Origin of the sequence: Novosphingobium marinum, assembly GCF_013408095.1 — a bacterium.
GTDB lineage: Bacteria > Pseudomonadota > Alphaproteobacteria > Sphingomonadales > Sphingomonadaceae > Novosphingobium > Novosphingobium marinum.
Genome location: NZ_JACBZF010000001.1, coordinates 21622 through 37232 on the forward strand (window position 1 = coordinate 21622; position 15611 = coordinate 37232).

General features: G+C 63.3%; 14 protein-coding genes. 6 read left to right on the forward strand and 8 right to left on the reverse strand.

The genetic code is table 11. The features are described from left to right. Positions 1 to 15: 15 nt before the first annotated feature. From FHS75_RS00130 to FHS75_RS00140, 3 genes are all read right to left on the reverse strand, one after another. Positions 16 to 1197, reverse strand: coding sequence for an aromatic ring-hydroxylating oxygenase subunit alpha (locus FHS75_RS00130; protein ID WP_179405697.1), 1182 nt, complete (start codon positions 1195 to 1197; stop codon positions 16 to 18). Positions 1198 to 1231: 34 nt separating this feature from the next. Further along, the gene (locus FHS75_RS00135) at positions 1232 to 1870 is read right to left on the reverse strand and encodes a Dabb family protein (protein WP_179405698.1); all 639 of its coding nucleotides are present in this window, start codon (positions 1868 to 1870) and stop codon (positions 1232 to 1234) included. A gap of 105 nt (positions 1871 to 1975) precedes the next feature. Continuing rightward, a complete protein-coding gene (locus FHS75_RS00140; RefSeq protein ID WP_179405699.1) occupies positions 1976 to 2560 on the reverse strand; it encodes a TetR/AcrR family transcriptional regulator in 585 nt (194 codons plus the stop codon). Between the two features lie 108 nt (positions 2561 to 2668). On the opposite strand from FHS75_RS00140, the gene FHS75_RS00145 reads away from it, so the two are divergent. Next, positions 2669 to 3517: a sugar phosphate isomerase/epimerase family protein gene (locus FHS75_RS00145; protein WP_179405700.1), complete on the forward strand. Its 849-nt coding sequence runs from the start codon at positions 2669 to 2671 to the stop codon at positions 3515 to 3517. On the opposite strand, the gene FHS75_RS00150 is transcribed toward FHS75_RS00145, so the two are convergent. Next, a complete protein-coding gene (locus FHS75_RS00150; RefSeq protein WP_179405701.1) occupies positions 3500 to 4771 on the reverse strand; it encodes a phosphotransferase family protein in 1272 nt (423 codons plus the stop codon). The two genes, FHS75_RS00145 and FHS75_RS00150, sit on opposite strands and share 18 nt — an antisense overlap. Continuing rightward, entirely contained in the window at positions 4768 to 5751 is a 984-nt protein-coding gene (locus FHS75_RS00155; protein WP_179405702.1) for a DUF7064 domain-containing protein, read from the reverse strand. The genes FHS75_RS00150 and FHS75_RS00155 overlap by 4 nt, the downstream gene beginning before the upstream one ends. A gap of 173 nt (positions 5752 to 5924) precedes the next feature. Between FHS75_RS00155 and FHS75_RS00160 the strand changes: the two genes are divergently transcribed. The 5 genes from FHS75_RS00160 to FHS75_RS00180 all read left to right on the forward strand — a co-directional run bounded on the left by FHS75_RS00160 (position 5925) and on the right by FHS75_RS00180 (position 10279). Then, entirely contained in the window at positions 5925 to 7031 is a 1107-nt protein-coding gene (locus FHS75_RS00160) for an S-(hydroxymethyl)glutathione dehydrogenase/class III alcohol dehydrogenase (protein ID WP_179405703.1), read from the forward strand. A gap of 13 nt (positions 7032 to 7044) precedes the next feature. Further along, on the forward strand, positions 7045 to 7431 hold the full coding sequence (locus FHS75_RS00165) for a VOC family protein (RefSeq protein WP_179405704.1): 387 nt from the start codon (positions 7045 to 7047) through the stop codon (positions 7429 to 7431). A gap of 6 nt (positions 7432 to 7437) precedes the next feature. Beyond that, positions 7438 to 8277: an S-formylglutathione hydrolase gene (gene fghA, locus FHS75_RS00170; RefSeq protein WP_179405705.1), complete on the forward strand. Its 840-nt coding sequence runs from the start codon at positions 7438 to 7440 to the stop codon at positions 8275 to 8277. 152 nt (positions 8278 to 8429) lie between these two features. Further along, entirely contained in the window at positions 8430 to 9494 is a 1065-nt protein-coding gene (locus FHS75_RS00175; protein WP_179405706.1) for a phosphotransferase, read from the forward strand. After that, positions 9485 to 10279, forward strand: a complete 795-nt coding sequence (locus FHS75_RS00180) for an enoyl-CoA hydratase/isomerase family protein (RefSeq protein WP_179405707.1) — start codon at positions 9485 to 9487, stop codon at positions 10277 to 10279. The genes FHS75_RS00175 and FHS75_RS00180 overlap by 10 nt, the downstream gene beginning before the upstream one ends. A 54-nt stretch (positions 10280 to 10333) precedes the next feature. Here FHS75_RS00180 and FHS75_RS00185 read toward each other — a convergent pair whose 3' ends face one another. The 3 genes from FHS75_RS00185 to FHS75_RS00195 form a co-directional block, all read right to left on the reverse strand. Next, positions 10334 to 13369 (reverse strand): TonB-dependent receptor plug domain-containing protein, encoded by a 3036-nt coding sequence (locus tag FHS75_RS00185; protein ID WP_179405708.1) that lies wholly within the window; start codon positions 13367 to 13369, stop codon positions 10334 to 10336. Positions 13370 to 13563: 194 nt separating this feature from the next. After that, the gene (locus FHS75_RS00190) at positions 13564 to 14100 is read right to left on the reverse strand and encodes a VOC family protein (RefSeq protein ID WP_179405709.1); all 537 of its coding nucleotides are present in this window, start codon (positions 14098 to 14100) and stop codon (positions 13564 to 13566) included. A 27-nt stretch (positions 14101 to 14127) separates the two neighbouring features. Further along, positions 14128 to 15597 (reverse strand): 2-oxo acid dehydrogenase subunit E2, encoded by a 1470-nt coding sequence (locus FHS75_RS00195; RefSeq protein ID WP_179405710.1) that lies wholly within the window; start codon positions 15595 to 15597, stop codon positions 14128 to 14130. Positions 15598 to 15611: the final 14 nt, after the last annotated feature.

Sequence of the window (15611 nt, forward strand, 5' to 3'; positions counted from 1 at the left end):
TTCTTCTCCTTGCGATTACGGTCGAAGCCGGGGCTCCGGCCCTTTGCTGCCTGATAAGCAGTGCTCGATCCACTTGTGGAAATACTGGTTGCCAAGTTCGTTTCGGCCGAAAACCACGTGGTTGGTCGCGCCGGCTTCCAGGCCCTGCTGCACGCGAAGGCCCATCTGGTAGTCCTCCTTCTCTACCACGTCGAAAAAGAAGTCGCTCATCTTGTCGAGGTCCTCGCGCTCGGCATCGTCCTTCGGAGCGCGCGGATAGACGTAATTCATGATCGTCACGTTCTCGCCCGGCCTGTCGCCGGGAAACAGTTGCGCGATCTGGCACATCTCGGGCGCAAGGAAGAGGGCGAAGTTCGGGAAGACGAGCCGGATGAAATCGTAGTTCAGGTTCTCCCGCTCGCCCCATTCCTTGCGCGGGATATCCTTCAGGTCGACGATCCGGTGCTGCGGGTAGGACAGGCGGATATGCGGCCCGAAGGCTTCATAGAGCGCGCGGTTGGACGGTGTCCTCGGCAGCACGGTTTCGGGGTGCGCCGCCTGGAAGTGATAGCCTTCCAGATAGCCGTCATAAGCGACTTTCCAGTTAGCTCCCTCCATCTTGCGGGACTTCAGGTAGTACCAGGTATCGAGTCGCAGGGCGGCCAGATCGTCGAGCATCCCGCCCAGGAAGGCCGGAACATCTATCTCCAGGCCGGGGGTCAGGATCACGAAGATCATCCCCGCGACCTCCTGGCAGGGCAGCCCGGTCAACCCGAGTCCGGACTTGTCGACATCGCCGAACGTGCTTGCTTCGGTAATGCCGACAAGGCGACCGTCGTTCGCGTATGTCCAACCGTGGTAGGGGCATGCGATCCGGGTGCAGTTGCCGGTGCCTTCCTCCATGATCTTCATTGCGCGGTGCTTGCAGACGTTCAGAAAGGCCCGCGCCGCGCCGTCCTTTCCGCGCGTGATGAGGACAGGGATCCCCATCGGCTCCATCGCCTTGTAGTCGCCGTTTTCGGGAAGCTCGATGGACAGCGCCAGCATGAGCGGCAGGCGCTTGAAGATCAGCTCGACCTCGCGTTCCCAGCGCTTCGGGTCGAGGTAGTCCGCGACGGGGACCTTCAGCGTGCGGTCGGTCTGGTCGGTCGTCTTCGCTTCCACGAAATGCAGAAGCTGCTCGGCCACCTTGCCGTAGGCTTCGCTCATCCCGCTCATGCCATGTCCTTTCGCGGCCCCAGCGACGCCCCGCTTACCAGGCCGGGCCGTCGCCTTCCGGTGTCGCTGGGCCGGTCAGCCAGTTGCCGGTGATGCCGATTTTGACTTCGGCGCCCCTGTCGACCTCGGTGCCGACTTCGGGTTCGGTGAACATGATCCGGTTGGGAGCCCAGACCGAGCCCATGATCTCGTCCTCGTCGCTTGCCAGCTTCAGGCCGACCGCATCGAGCATTTCCTTGGCGCGCTCGCGCGTCTGGCCGCGGATTTCTGGAACCCAGGCCTTGGCGGGATCGTCATGAATGGGAAGGACGCGGCGCTTTTCCTTCTCGGCCTCTTCCTTCGCAGCTTCCTCGTCGAATTCGGGGCCGTAGTAGTCGATTTCCCAGTCGAAGGAGATCATGTTCTCCAGGATATCGGGAAGAAACGGCGTCATGCGCAGGTGCGCCCAGTGCGACATGTACCGTTCCATCGCCTCGTAGTTGTCGATGTCGCAGCAATTGGCGAAATCGAAGTCGCCCGAGTGATAGCGCGGCTCGCGCACGCACATGCCGTGACTGTAATCGCGAACTTCCTTGTTGAGGTGAGAGAGCTTCTTCACCTCGGTCAGGAACGTGTCGATCTTGTCCTGCGGGGCATCCTTCTTGAACTTGATCATCACGACGTGGCGGATCATTCTCACTCTCCCGATTTGTGGCGCACGCCAGATGGCGGCCGCCGTCCGACTCCGGATCTTGCGCGAGAATAGATGCCGGCGGGCACATGACGACTGTCATATTGGTCAGGTCGCGTCGTAGTCCCGCAGTTCGTCGGCGAGCAATTCCCGCAGGCGGTCCGGGGGCCATTCCTCCGGCGCAAAGCAAGCCTCGAGCGACAATCCCGCGATCAGGGAGATCAGCCTCCGAGCCGCCTTTTCCAGATTCTGCGCTCGTCCGCTGAGCGCATCGCCCGAACGCACGCCGAGCATCCGGCGATAGAGCGCCAGGCTGTCGTTAGCAGCCCTGCGACGCTCCTCCAGATAGAGCGGATCGACATGGGCACGTCCCCAGAATGCCAGCCAGACGCGCCAGTTCTTGCGCGATTCCTCGCTGATGGGGAGCAGGGTTTCGAAGCAGTCGACGAGCGGCAGTCCATCGTCGAACGCGCCGAGGAGCCTTTCGCGGGCCATCTCGTTGGCGATGCAGTAGATCGTGAAGAGCAGCTCGTTCTTGTTCTGGAAGTAGTGCGAGACAATGGCCGTGCTGAATCCCGTTTCCGCAGCGATCTGGCGAAACGTGACGGCTTCGATCCCCCTTTCCGCGATGAGATCGAATGCGACGCGCGCGACTTGCGTCCTTCTCGATCTGCGATCCGCCGCGTTGCTCATGTAACGTCCACGCAGTTGAAAGTGCCTCCGGAGCGTTTATGACATTTGTCATGCGAGAATGTCGAGTAGGGGCTGGCGGAAATCGCAAATTCGGGCCTATTAGGGCGGATGATAAAAGAGCCGCTTCTGCACGCCGCCAACTGGACGCACGCCGGAGACATCCGGCCGGATTTCGCCGACCTTGCCAGTCGCGTGGATATTCGCGAACGGATCGATGCGTGCTCAAAGGCGGGCTTTCGCGGAATGGGTTTCGTCTTCGTCGATATCGAGAACGCGCTGGCGAAATATGCAGCAAGTGACCTGAACGCGATGTTCGCGGACGGCGGCATCGAATACCTCGAACTGGAAGCCCTGATGGGCTGGTCGGCAGGTGACGACAAGGTGGTCGACGACGCCCTGCGCCTGGCCGAGACGATCGGTGCCCACCAGATCAAGGCTGTCGGCGAGGGCGATGTCGAGGCACCGGCAGAGCCGATGGCGCCGGCGTTCGGTCGCGTGTGCGATCGCTTCGCCGACCTCGGCGCCAAAGTGGTCATCGAACTCATGCAGATTTCGAACCTCGACACGCTGGCCAAGGGTCGAACTGTCGTGGAGGGGGCGGGACGGGCCAACGGCGGCCTGCTCTTCGATAGCTGGCATGTCACGCGCTGCGGCATCGACGTGGACGAGATTGCCGCATTGCCGGAAGGCGTCTTCCGCGCGACCGAACTATGCGGCGTTCCCAGAGAGATGGTCGTGCCTGACAGGTTCGACGAAATGGTGGACCACCGCATGCAGCCCGACACCGGCGACTTTGACAATGCCGCGTTCGTCCGCGGAGCCAGGAGCGCAGGCTTCGACGGGCCCTGGGGCATCGAGATCGTCGCTGCCGCGCATCGGGCCCTTCCCGTCCATGAGGCCGTGCAGCGCAGCGCAGATGCTATGCGCGCAGTCCTTGCTTCATCGGAAGCCGACTGAAGACGCGCTGCTGCCTGCCGCTACGCGATCTGCGTCGAGTACCAGTTCGCCGAGAAAGGCGATCAGCCGCATGACATTGTCCGCGCAGGCGTAGGAAATCTCGATGTCGTCGACCCGACCGATCTCGAGGTTGTGGCGGGCCTGCATGATCAGGCCGTAAAGCCGCACCGCGTTCCACACCGCATGGTAGTGAACGACGTCGGGAGCGATCAGCGATCCTCCAGCTTCGCGATACCAGGCGAGAAATTCGTCCCAGCCCACGACCTTGGTCACGAAATGCATGACGTAGCCGAGGTCGCTGGCGGGGTGGCCGATCTTGGCCAGCTCCCAGTCGAGCACGGCTGTCAGGCGGTCTCCCTGCGTCAGGACGTTGTGGAAACCGAAGTCGTTGTGGACGAGGGTTTCCTGATCGCCGGTCAGATGGGAATTGGCGCGCAACCAGGCTATCGCCGCATCCACGATCTTCGAGCGCAGCCCGATGGTCCGATGATTGTGTTCGAACGCGTCGACAGCCGCAGGGTCGCCTGCTGCCGATGCGGACTGCTCCGTAAACAATCTCTTCGCGCGTTCGAGCGGCACGGCATGGATCTTGCCGAGTTGCTCGGCAAGCTGCCGCATGAGGGCGGGCGAGGAGGGGGGCTCGTAGAGGCCGCCGTTCACTGCTCCCTCGATCCGTTCGACCAGGATGAATGGCAGGCCCAGCGCATCCGACCTCTCGAGAACGAGAGGACGCGGCACGCGCACGCCTTCTTCGTGGAGGAGTTCGAGCAAGGCGAACTCTCCGACGACCGACGTTTCCGTCGCGCCGCCTTCCCAGTCCTGCCGCAGGACGAGCGAGGAGGGCAGGTCGGCCGCTCCCTCCTGTTCGATCAGCGCGGTTACCTTGCAGCGCCCCCCTGCCAGCAATTTCGCGCCCGTCACTTCGGTGCCGGGGCCGCCGCGCGCATGGCCCTTGAGATAGGTTTCCACGTCAGCGGCATCGATATGCCGGGCACCCGGCGTTTCGGTGCGAGGTGCAAGCATCGCCCCGAACTCCCGCTCGGCCGCCACAAGCGCGCGGTATTCGGCTTCGGCCGAAGATTCCTGCTCGCTGTCCACGACTTGCTGCGCGACACGCGCGATTATAGCCGATGCCTCGGAAAGCCGGGACGCGTTTGCCTCTTCCAGCCCACCTCCGAGTTCCCCCTCGATCGTGCGGGCAGCGCTGCGCAGATAGGCCGCCAGCGTCTCGCGATTGGCAGCAGGCAGGCTCACGGCTGGTCCCCGTCCCATTTCAGCCAGGAATTGTCCTTCTCGATCCCGAGCCTCTCGCGGTGCCAGGGCGGCACGAACCGGATGGCGCTCCATTCGAGCATTCCCGGCCAGGTGCGTCCCCTGCAGTTCCAGACCATCGGCTTGTGCGCGCAGAAGTATCCCTGCCCGTAGGGCTGGATGCTGTATTCTCCCGCAGAGACACCGTTGATTTCTACGGTCCTGCCAAACTCGTCTGTGATGCGGGCGCGCGCTGCCCGGACGTCGAGGTGGTCGTCCCCGATCGACAGTTCCGAGCTAACGTCCGCGGTGAAGGATAATTCGCCGTCGAGCATCACGTATCCCAGCATCGCGCGCCCGCGCGGCCCGATCGTCGGGAAGGTGTTGATGTGGTTTCCGGCATCGAGCGCCGCCATCATCCAGCGGTGCGCGAGGATTCCGCCGGCATCGCGCGGGCCCCAGCTGTGATCGAGGAAACCGACGCCGTCGAACGCGAATTGCTCGCTACCGGCCGAGAATTTCCCGGTCACCCTCCCGATCGAATCGTAGTGCCCCTTGCCGACTGTCGCTCCACCCACGTCCATGTTCATCTGGACGGGGCCGGTGAAGGATTCAAACAGGACTTCGGCGTGGACCCCGTCCCTCTCCACCTCGATTTCGCAAGTGCGCAAGGGATCGGGCGTCCGGAAGGTCACTCCTTCGAGTGTCGTGCCCGTGACGGGGCCGGCCGGGATCGGCAGGTTGGTTCGCTTGGCCTGCGAGACCATCCTGCCGTCGATCTGAAGCCAGCTGTAGACGCTTGCCTCGCCGAGATTGGGGTGAATCCCGATGCGGTGAAATCCGGCAAGCCCGCGCGACGGATCGCAGTAGGCGACCAGCGAACTTTCCTGCCACTTGTCACCCTCGCCCGGCGCGTGGTTGCCGTCGTCGGATGCCGAAAGACCGGGCGCGTAGGGAAATTCCTGGTTCTCGGCGGACGTCATCTCGGCATTCTCCCGATTTGCTGTTCTTTGCCGGAAGACTGCACGCACCGAAAGAAGTTCGCAAGGCTACTTTAACGGTCCAACCGCACCGTGTGCCGAGCCGGCTGACGCCTTATCATTTGGCTCGGGCAGTGTTACCGACCGGCGCGACTCAAACATCGGGATGCACGAACATGAAGACACGGGCCGCAGTAGCCTTCGAGGCCAGGAAGCCACTTGAAATCGTCGAAGTCGATCTGGAGGGTCCGAAAGCGGGCGAGGTCCTCGTCGAGATAATGGCGACGGGCATCTGCCATACAGATGCCTACACGCTCGACGGTTTCGATTCAGAAGGCATCTTCCCCTCTATCCTGGGCCACGAGGGCGCAGGCATCGTGCGCGAGGTGGGCGAGGGCGTGACGAGCGTGAGGGCCGACGATCACGTCATCCCGCTTTATACGCCCGAGTGCCGCCAGTGCAAAATGTGCCTGTCGGGAAAGACCAACCTGTGCTCGGCGATCCGTGAGACGCAAGGCAAGGGGCTGATGCCCGACGGCACGTCGCGCTTCAGCTACAAGGGCGAGGCGATCTTCCACTACATGGGCTGCTCGACCTTTTCGAATTTCACGGTCCTGCCTGAAATCGCGGTGGCGAAGATCCGCGACGACGCGCCTTTCAAGACCAGTTGCTATGTCGGATGCGGGGTGACGACCGGCGTGGGAGCGGTGGTGAACACGGCCAAGGTCAAGCCCGGCGACAATGTCGTCGTATTCGGCCTCGGCGGGATCGGCCTCAACGTCATTCAGGGCGCGCGGATGGCGGGTGCGGACCGCATCGTCGGCGTCGACATCAATGCGGACAAGGAGGAGTGGGGCCGCAAGTTCGGAATGACCGACTTCGTGAATCCCCGCAGTGTCGGAAACGTGGTCGAGACGCTGGTCAACATGCTCGACGGCGGAGCGGACTATTCGTTCGACTGCACCGGCAACGTCGAAGTCATGCGACAGGCGCTCGAATGCTGCCACAAGGGGTGGGGGACCAGCATCATCATCGGCGTCGCCGAAGCGGGGAAGGAGATCGCGACGCGACCGTTCCAGCTCGTTACCGGCCGCAACTGGCGCGGCACCGCGTTCGGGGGCGCCAAGGGCCGGACCGACGTGCCGAAGATCGTGGACTGGTACATGAACGGAAAGATCGAGATCGATCCGATGATAACCCACGTCCTCTCGCTCGAGGACATCAACAAGGCTTTCGACCTGATGCACGCGGGGGAATCGATCCGCAGCGTCGTGGTGTACTGAGGAGGCAGAGGCTATGTTCACGCACGTCCATCTGGGCAGTAACGACACCGAACGTTCGAGGCGGTTCTACGACGCGATCTTCGCGGCAATCGGCGGGCCTGCGGGTGTGAAGGACCCCGAGCGCAATCGCTATTTCTACCAGCACGACGGCGCGATGCTGATCGTGGGCGAACCGATCGACGGCGAGGCGGCGACGCCGGGCAACGGCATGACCATCGGATTCAAGGTTGCAAGCCCCGAGCAGGGCGACGCCTGGTACAAGGCCGGTGTGGATAACGGCGGTACCGGAATCGAGGAAGCTCCGGGTATCCGCAAGAAGACGGTCGGCATGCTCTATCTCGCCTACATGCGCGATCCGGACGGCAACAAGCTGTGCGCCATGAAGCGGATGGAGGGATAGGCGAGGATGCCGATCGAGACAGTCTCGGAGAACAAGAGCCACGGTGGCACGCAGGGCGTCTACCGCCATCGAAGCCGGGAGACCGGGACGGACATGACCTTCTCCGTGTTCGTGCCCGAGCATGACGCAGGCGCGAGACTGCCGGTCCTGTGGTACCTTTCGGGACTGACCTGCACGCATGCCAATGTCACCGAAAAGGGCGAGTACCGCGCTGCCTGCGCCGAGCAAGGCATCGTGTTCATCGCTCCGGATACCAGCCCGCGCGGGGACGAGGTTCCCGATGACGAGGGCTACGACTTCGGCAAAGGTGCCGGGTTCTATGTCGACGCGACGCAGGAGCCGTGGTCGAAGCATTACCGCATGCGCTCCTACATCGAGAGCGAACTGCCCGACATCGTAGGGGCGCACTTTCCCGTCGACATGGCTCGCCAGGGCATCACCGGCCATTCGATGGGCGGTCACGGAGCACTCACCATCGGCCTGCGAAACCCGGAGCGGTTCCGCTCAGTCAGCGCCTTCTCGCCGATCGTAAGTCCGCTCGCCTGTCCGTGGGGAGAAAAGGCGCTCGGCGGCTACATCGGTCAGGACCGGGCGGCGTGGCGCGAGTACGACGCCGTTGCATTGATCGAAGACGGCGCGAAAGTTCCAGACCTGCTAGTTGATCAGGGCACCTGCGACGGCTTTCTGGAGGAGCAGCTGAAGACGCATCTGCTGCGCGAAGCTTGCGAACGGGCAGGGCAGTCCGCGACGATCCGCATGCAGGAAGGGTACGATCATTCGTACTATTTCATCTCGACCTTCATGGCCGGGCACGTCGCGTGGCATGCGAAAGCGCTGAAAGTCTGAAGCGCTTCGGGGCTTTACACGTGCCACTGGCCATGCTTGTGGCGCTCACCCTCGGGGCGCGAGCGGCCCCGACCTGACACAAGGGCGGATTGTGCAGGGCATCCTGCCTGTACATTGACCCACGACGTTCGGCACGCAGCCAGGGGATCGAAATGACCGACATCACCGAAGCCAACACCGGCACGACCGCCGTTCGGGAGGGCTACGGCTTCGACGAGGCGGCGCTGACGCGCTGGATGGAAAGCCATGTCGAGGGGTTCGCCGGTCCCCTGACGGTCGAGCAGTTCCGGGGCGGGCAGTCCAACCCCACCTACAAGCTTGTCACGCCGTCGAAAAAGTATGTCCTGCGCAGAAAGCCGCCAGGCCAGCTCCTCAAGGGCGCGCATGCCGTCGAGCGCGAGGCGCGCGTCATGCAGGCCCTGGGCACGACCGGCTTTCCGGTGCCGAGGGTCTACGGCATCTGCACCGACGAGGACGTGATAGGCACGTGGTTCTTCGTCATGGACATGGTCGAGGGCCGCATCTTCTGGGATGCCACTTTCCCCGATGTCGCGCGCGAGGATCGCCCCGCCTACTTCGATGCGATGAACGAAACGATGGCCGCGCTGCACAAGGTCGACCACGAGGCGGTGGGTCTTGGCGATTACGGCAAGCCGGGCAACTACTTCGCCCGCCAGATCGGCCGCTGGTCCAAGCAGTATCTTGCCGACGAGGAGGCAGGGCGCGATCCGAACATGGACCGGCTCGTCGAATGGCTGCCGGACAACATCCCGCCAGGCGACGAGACGAGCGTCGTCCACGGCGACTTCCGCTGCGACAACATGATCTTCCATCCCACCGAGCCGAGCGTGCTGGCGGTGCTCGACTGGGAGCTGTCCACGCTCGGCCATCCGCTGGCGGACTTCGCCTATCACGCGATGATGTACCGCATGCCGCCGGACATCGTGGCCGGGCTCGAGGGGGCAGACCTTGCCGCGCTCAACATCCCGTCGGAAGAGGCCTACGTCGCAGCCTATTGCGAGCGGATGGGGCGCAAGAGCATTGCCAACTGGGACTTCTACGTCGCGTTCCAGTTCTTCCGGCTCGCCGCGATCTTTCACGGAATCAAGGGCCGGGTGATCCGCGGCACTGCCGCCAATGCCCAGGCACAGGACCGGGCCAAGGCTTTCCCGCGCCTCGCCGAACTAGCCGTACAAGCCATGGAGAAATGCACGTGAGCGAAGATCCCATCCTGTTCGAGAAGTCGGACGGTATCGCCACCCTGACGCTCAACCGGCCCAAAGCAGGGAACGGCATCAACATGGCGATGGCGCGCGCCTACATGGACCTGGCGATCCGCTGCGACCACGATGACGAGATACGCTGCGTGGTCCTGACCGGCGCGGGCAAGCTGTTCTGCGGCGGCGGCGACATCGCTGCCTTCGCCGAAGCGGGCGAGGGCGTGTCCGCCTACCTGAGCGAACTTGCAGGAACGCTTCACATGGGCGTGACTCGCTTCATGCGCATGGCAAAGCCGCTGGTGACCCTGGTCAACGGTCCGGCTGCCGGCGCGGGCCTTGGCATGGCGATCGGCGGCGACATCGTGCTCGCCGGTCGCTCCGCGAGCTTCCTTGCGGCCTACGGCGGCGTCGGACTTACGCCCGATGGCGGCATGAGCTGGCTGCTGCCGCGCCTCGTCGGAATGCGCCGCGCGCAGGAGATGATCATCGCCAACCGCAAGGTCGGGGCAAAGGAGGCCGAGGAAATCGGTCTCGTATCGCGCGTCATCGATGACGAGGACCTGATGGAGGAGGGCATGCGGCAGGCCCGCCTGCTCGCGTCGTCCGCCACCAGCGCCATCGGCGGCGCTCGGGCGCTGCTCCTGGCAAGCTATGAGAACTCGCTCGAAGGCCAGCTCGAGCGCGAAGTACGCAGTATCGCCGCTGCCGGCGGGACGGCGGAATGCCGGGAAGGCGTGGGCGCCTTCCTCGAGAAGCGCAAGCCCGACTTCACGAAGGTTTGATCAACCGGGGCCTGAGCGGTCGGGGAGCGCCTTGGTCGGACGCTCCCCTCCCGGTTACCTGAACGGGTTCAGGTCGTCCGTGTTGATCGTGAACCCGGCATAGAAGAACCTGCCGAGGAAGCTCACCGGCGTGTTCGAGGATCCGATCGACGGCAACTCGTTCGTGAAGTTGTTCACGCCGAGGTAGAATGTCGCCTTGTCGTACTCGGTCGTCCATGCAAGGCGCGCGTCGTGCGTGATGACCGATCCGATGTACAGGTACTGCGGATCGACGAGGTCGGGATCGGCCGCGGTCTCGTCGAATTCGTACCGGCGCTGCTTGCCGATGAAGTTCAGCCCGTAGTTGAGCTCGAAGTTGTCGAGTTTCCAGGTGATGTCACCGGTGCCGACCCATTTGGGAGCCCCGGCTTCTCCGCGATCGATATCGACCGTGCCGCCGTTCGCCGGCAGGAACTTCAGCTTGTCGAGATAGCCGACCGTGCCTTGCAGCCGGAATTCGCCGGCGCTGCCCGCATCGAAGCTGTATCCGATCGTCATGTCCGCGCCCGCCGTTTCGAAAAACGCAACGTTCTGCGGTTGCAGCAGGTAGTTGGTGACGAACCCGGTATCGGTCGAGCGCGTTATGCTGTCGCAAAAGACGTTGTCGAGCGTCGGCGCATCGACGCAGAACTCGGTCGTTTCCTGTAGCGTCGCGGTGTTGATCGCGTTCTCGAGCCGGATGTCGTACCAGTCGAACGTGATGGCGAGGCGAGGGGCGAACAGCGGACGCAGGACGACGCCTGCGGTCCAGGTCTTGGCCTTCTCTTCCTGCAACGAGGTATTGCCGGCGGTGCGGCCAAGCAGGCTCGCGCTCGACGCGACGTCGGAATCGAAGTCGAAGCTGTCGAAGTCTACGCCGAGGCCCGAGATGAGTGCTTCGCAGTTAGCCGCGCGGAATTCCGTGCCGTTGTTGACGTTCACCGGGCTGCACGGGTCGGTCAGGAAGGCGAATGTCCCCGATCTCGGCGCGAACAGTTCGGTGATGTTCGGCGCGCGGACGGCTTCCGAATAGCTGCCCCGGAACGTTATATCGGGCACCGGGGACCATGTCCCGTCGACCTTCCACGTCGTGGTGCTGCCAATCGTCGAATAGTCGGAGAAGCGTATGGCCGCCCCGAACTCGAGCCGGTGCGCGAACGGCATGTCGCCAAGGATCGGCACCCGCAATTCGGCGAAGGCTTCCCAGACGTCGAAACTGCCCTGTTCTGGCGCGAGCAGCGCCAGGTCCTGAAGGACGCTGCCTTCCGGGTCGAAGTCGGTCGCCTGCGTCGAGATAGGGTCGGGCCGGTAGTCGCTCTGCTCCTTCCGGTATTCGCCACCCAGCGCGAAGCTGACCGGGCCGCCCGGCAGTTCGAAATACTGGCCGAAATCGCCCGATACAAACGCTGTCGCGACATGCTGCTTCAGCTTCACGCGGTTCCTCAGATCGACGTTAATGAAGTCGAGTGCTTCCTGGCTCGCGACCCCTTCACCGAAGATGTTTAGCGGAACGCAGCCGCTGTTTGCTCCGGGAGTGAACGTCTGCGCGGTATTGCCATAGTTCCAGAACGTCGGGTCGATGACGCCGCCGGTCAGGTCTACGCGGCAGCGGATGTTGCCATTGGGTGTGCCGGTCAGGAATTCGCCTTCGTCGACGGCGTCGAGCGCGGCGAAGAACCTGTCGGCAAGGCGGTAGTTCTCGCTGACGAAAGTGAAGCTGTTCTCGCCGTAGACGTAGCTGACATCGAACCGGGCGTTGCTCGAAATGTCACCCTCGACGCCGATCACGCCGCGATAGAGATCGCGGTTGATCCGTTCGTTGCGCGTTCCGAAATCGAAGTTGTCGCGACTGTATAGCACACCGTCGGGCAGGCCGAAGTCGCTAAGATTGCCCGGCTGGATCGCGCCGCGGATCGCTTGCGGGATGAACGGATTGTCCGCCGACACGAAATTGTAGAAGTCGAAGGAGGGCTGGGAAATCGTGAACGCCTTCGAAGCGACGTACTTTCCTTCGGCGTAGACGCGGATCGACGGCGTGATCTCGTAGCCGAGAAGCAGGTTCACGTTATGCGATGCCACCTCGGCCTGAAGGTCACCCTGGTAGTACGAGATCGGCGTATTGTCCCCGCCCTGTGCAAGGAAGCCGGATTCAGGGAGGAATCTGCCGCCGTCGTAAGGCTGGCCGCCGCCGCGGAACGTCGGGACAAAGCTCGAATCGACGATCACCGCGCCGTCGCGCGAACTGTCCGAATAGCCAAGGTTGGTTAGCAGGATCTCGTCGAACACCGCCGGGTCGTCGGGAATGTCGTCCGGGTTGCGCACGAAGAACGGCGCATCGGGCCGCCCGAAGGGACGGTCGGCAAAATTCACGCGGCCATCGCGGCGATATTCGTAGGACAGGGCGATGTTGCCGCGCCCGTCGCTGAAGTTCTTGCCGGCAGTCGCGCTCAGGTATGTGCTTGGAGCATCGCCAAAGTCCGAAAGGCCGTATTGCGCACGCGCATCGATCCCCTCGAAATCGCGCTTCATGACGAAATTCACCACGCCCGAAACGCCGTCGGCGCCGTAGATGGCCGAGACGCCGCCGGTCAGGACCTCCACGCGCTCGACAAGGGCGAGCGGGATGGTGTTCACATCGACGGCCGCTTCGCCGGGCACGCCGGCCACGTGGCGGCGGCTGTTGACGAGCACGAGCGTTCGCTGAGGGCCGAGATTGCGCAGGTCGAGAAGATTCACGCCCGCGCCGCCGAAACGCGCCTGCGATCCCGCAGCGTCGTAATTGGTTTCTGAGTTGAACAGCGCCGGGGTCTGCGCGAGCAGCGAGGCGACGTTGGTCAGGCCCGACTGTTCGATCGCTTCCTCAGAGATACTGACAACCGGGTTCGGCGTATCGAGGTCCGGCGTGACGATGCGCGATCCGGTCACGATGATCGGCGCGGTCTCGGTCGGGGGAGGGGGCGCATCCTGCACACCGGGTGCCTGGGCGTACGCGCTGCCACCCGATGCCGTCGCGACGGCGAGGGCACCATACGAAATGCCGCGAGCGGCGGCTTTCGAAAATTCAATCTTCACAGTCTTCTACCCTTGTCGGTTCGAAGACCCGGAATTCATTGTTGTCTGCGGGCCGGATCGCATGTCCGGCCTCGGTCATGCGATAATAGCAGCGCGGTGAAGGTTTCGTTCCATGCAAAGAGCCACCCGTGACCTTTTGAGATCACGGGTGGCAAATATGTCACAACAGGATGAGGCGCGACGTGCGCCAGTAGTCAGCCGACCTTTCGGAGCGGATCGGTCCCATCCCAATCGAGCGCTTCGGCCTTGATCATCGCGAACCATTCCGGTCCGCCCTTGTCGAGCTGCACGAACTCGACCACGCCGCCGGGCCCGTAGCCCGGATCCGCATAGATGACCGCGCCGGCCTTGCCGACCTTGCCCTCGACGAGAATCTCGGCGCCTGCGGCTTCGCATGCCTTGTAGGCGTCGGCGATATCGTCGACGGTGATGCAGACGTGCTGCACCCGGTCATGCACCGCGTGTTCGCCCGAGTAGTGGGCGAGGGCATCGTTCTCCGGGCGGACGAGTTCGATCTGGATGTCGTTCCAGTAGGCGATTGCCACCGAGAATACGGCCTCGGTCGGCTCACCCTTGTACTTCATGTCGCCGAGCCGGATGTTCTCGAGGAGGTAGAACGGGCCGACCCCCATCGTCTCGGTCCAGTACTTCACGGCGGCATCGAAATCCTTCGGAAGGAACGCGAGCTGCATGATTTCGCCGACATCGGCGAGCGAGCCTGCCTTGGGCATGTCTTGTCTCCTCTCGTGCTCGCCCGGTCAGGCGAAAAGCTGTTCCGGGTCCTCGATCAACGCCTTGAAGGTCTGCAGGAACTGCGCGCCCGCAGCGCCGTCGATGGCGCGGTGATCGACCGAAAGCGTGAACGAGATCATCGAGGCGAACGCGATGTCGCCGTCGTCGGTCTCGATGGCGCGTTTCTCCGATGCGCCCACCGCAAGGATCGCTGCCTGCGGCGGGTTTATGATCGCATCGAAGTTCTCGATCCCGAACATGCCGAGGTTGGAGACAGTGAAGGTGCCGCCATCCATTTCCTCGTAGCCCAGCTTGCCATCGTTCGCCTTGCCGATGAGCCCCTTGGTAGCTCCGGCCAGCTGGTCGATGCGCATGCGATCGGCCTGGCGCACGATCGGCGTGACGAGGCCCTTCGGACTGGCCACCGCGATCGAAACGTCGGCATGCCTGAAGCGGTGGATCTCCTCGCCGTGCACCTGGACATTGACGTCCGGATGCTGGGCAAGCGCCTTGGCGGCGGCCATGACGACGAAATCGTTGACCGATGCCTTGCATCCGAGAACGAGGTTCACCGTCTTGCGCAGCGCGAGAAGCGCATCGACCCGCGCCGACGTGCGCAGATAGAAATGCGGAAGTTGCTGCTTCGCTTCGGTAAGGCGACGCGCGACGACCTTGCGGATACGATCGAACTTGATCGTCTCGGGCTCGTTGCCAACCAGCTCGAAGGGCTCGCCGAACGAGGGAGCGGGAGCAGGAGCCGCCTTCGGGGCAGCCTTGCCCGCATCGGCGCCCTTGTCCGGAACCTTGGCCAGCACGTCCTTCTTGGAGATGCGTCCGCGAGGTCCGGAGCCCTTGAGACCCGACAGATCGACGCCGTGCAGCGCAGCGATGCGGCGAGCGAGCGGCGAGGCGAAGATGTTGTCTTCCTCCTGCAACTCCGCCTTCCCCTTCAGCGAAGGACTGGCCGGACCTTTCAGGGCCTGGTCGATGTCCTGGTACGTGATCCGCCCGTTGCGACCCGAACCCTTGATGTCGGAAATGTCGACGCCCTCGGCCTCGGCCAGCTTCAGGGCTTCGGGACTGATCGGGCGGTTCGTCTCGATCTTGCGGGGCGCGGGCTTGTCGTCCTCGCCCTCGATCCCCTTTTCGGCCGGCTTGGCTTCCTTCTTCTTCTGCTTGCCCTCGGCGACACCGCCCTCGGCAGGCTTGAAGTTCGAAACGAAGCTCTCGATCTCGTCGTCGCTCGCACTGCCGTCGTCAAAGACCGCAAGGAGTGCGCCGACGGGTTCGGGTTCCCCGCTACCGGGAATGACGATCTTGCGAACCTTGGCCTCGTACTCGGCCTCGACCTCGTTGGTGATCTTGTCGGTTTCGATCAGGCACAGAAGATCGCCGCGGGAGAAGCTGTCGCCCTCCTTGATCTTCCATTCCGCGATGGTGCCCTCGGTCATTTCGATGCCCCACTTCGGCATCGTGAAGGCGCGTATCTTACCCATGTGTCTGCGCCTCC

What these genes read in the sequence shown, in the direction of transcription:
- FHS75_RS00130 (WP_179405697.1), bottom strand. Translation starts at nt 1,197, where the DNA reads ATGAGCGGGATGAGCGAAGCCTACGGCAAGGTGGCCGAGCAGCTTCTG.
- FHS75_RS00135 (WP_179405698.1), bottom strand. Translation starts at nt 1,870, where the DNA reads ATGATCCGCCACGTCGTGATGATCAAGTTCAAGAAGGATGCCCCGCAG.
- FHS75_RS00140 (WP_179405699.1), bottom strand. Translation starts at nt 2,560, where the DNA reads ATGAGCAACGCGGCGGATCGCAGATCGAGAAGGACGCAAGTCGCGCGC.
- FHS75_RS00145 (WP_179405700.1), top strand. Translation starts at nt 2,669, where the DNA reads ATGATAAAAGAGCCGCTTCTGCACGCCGCCAACTGGACGCACGCCGGA.
- FHS75_RS00155 (WP_179405702.1), bottom strand. Translation starts at nt 5,751, where the DNA reads ATGACGTCCGCCGAGAACCAGGAATTTCCCTACGCGCCCGGTCTTTCG.
- FHS75_RS00160 (WP_179405703.1), top strand. Translation starts at nt 5,925, where the DNA reads ATGAAGACACGGGCCGCAGTAGCCTTCGAGGCCAGGAAGCCACTTGAA.
- FHS75_RS00165 (WP_179405704.1), top strand. Translation starts at nt 7,045, where the DNA reads ATGTTCACGCACGTCCATCTGGGCAGTAACGACACCGAACGTTCGAGG.
- fghA (WP_179405705.1), top strand. Translation starts at nt 7,438, where the DNA reads ATGCCGATCGAGACAGTCTCGGAGAACAAGAGCCACGGTGGCACGCAG.
- FHS75_RS00175 (WP_179405706.1), top strand. Translation starts at nt 8,430, where the DNA reads ATGACCGACATCACCGAAGCCAACACCGGCACGACCGCCGTTCGGGAG.
- FHS75_RS00180 (WP_179405707.1), top strand. Translation starts at nt 9,485, where the DNA reads ATGCACGTGAGCGAAGATCCCATCCTGTTCGAGAAGTCGGACGGTATC.
- FHS75_RS00190 (WP_179405709.1), bottom strand. Translation starts at nt 14,100, where the DNA reads ATGCCCAAGGCAGGCTCGCTCGCCGATGTCGGCGAAATCATGCAGCTC.
- FHS75_RS00195 (WP_179405710.1), bottom strand. Translation starts at nt 15,597, where the DNA reads ATGGGTAAGATACGCGCCTTCACGATGCCGAAGTGGGGCATCGAAATG.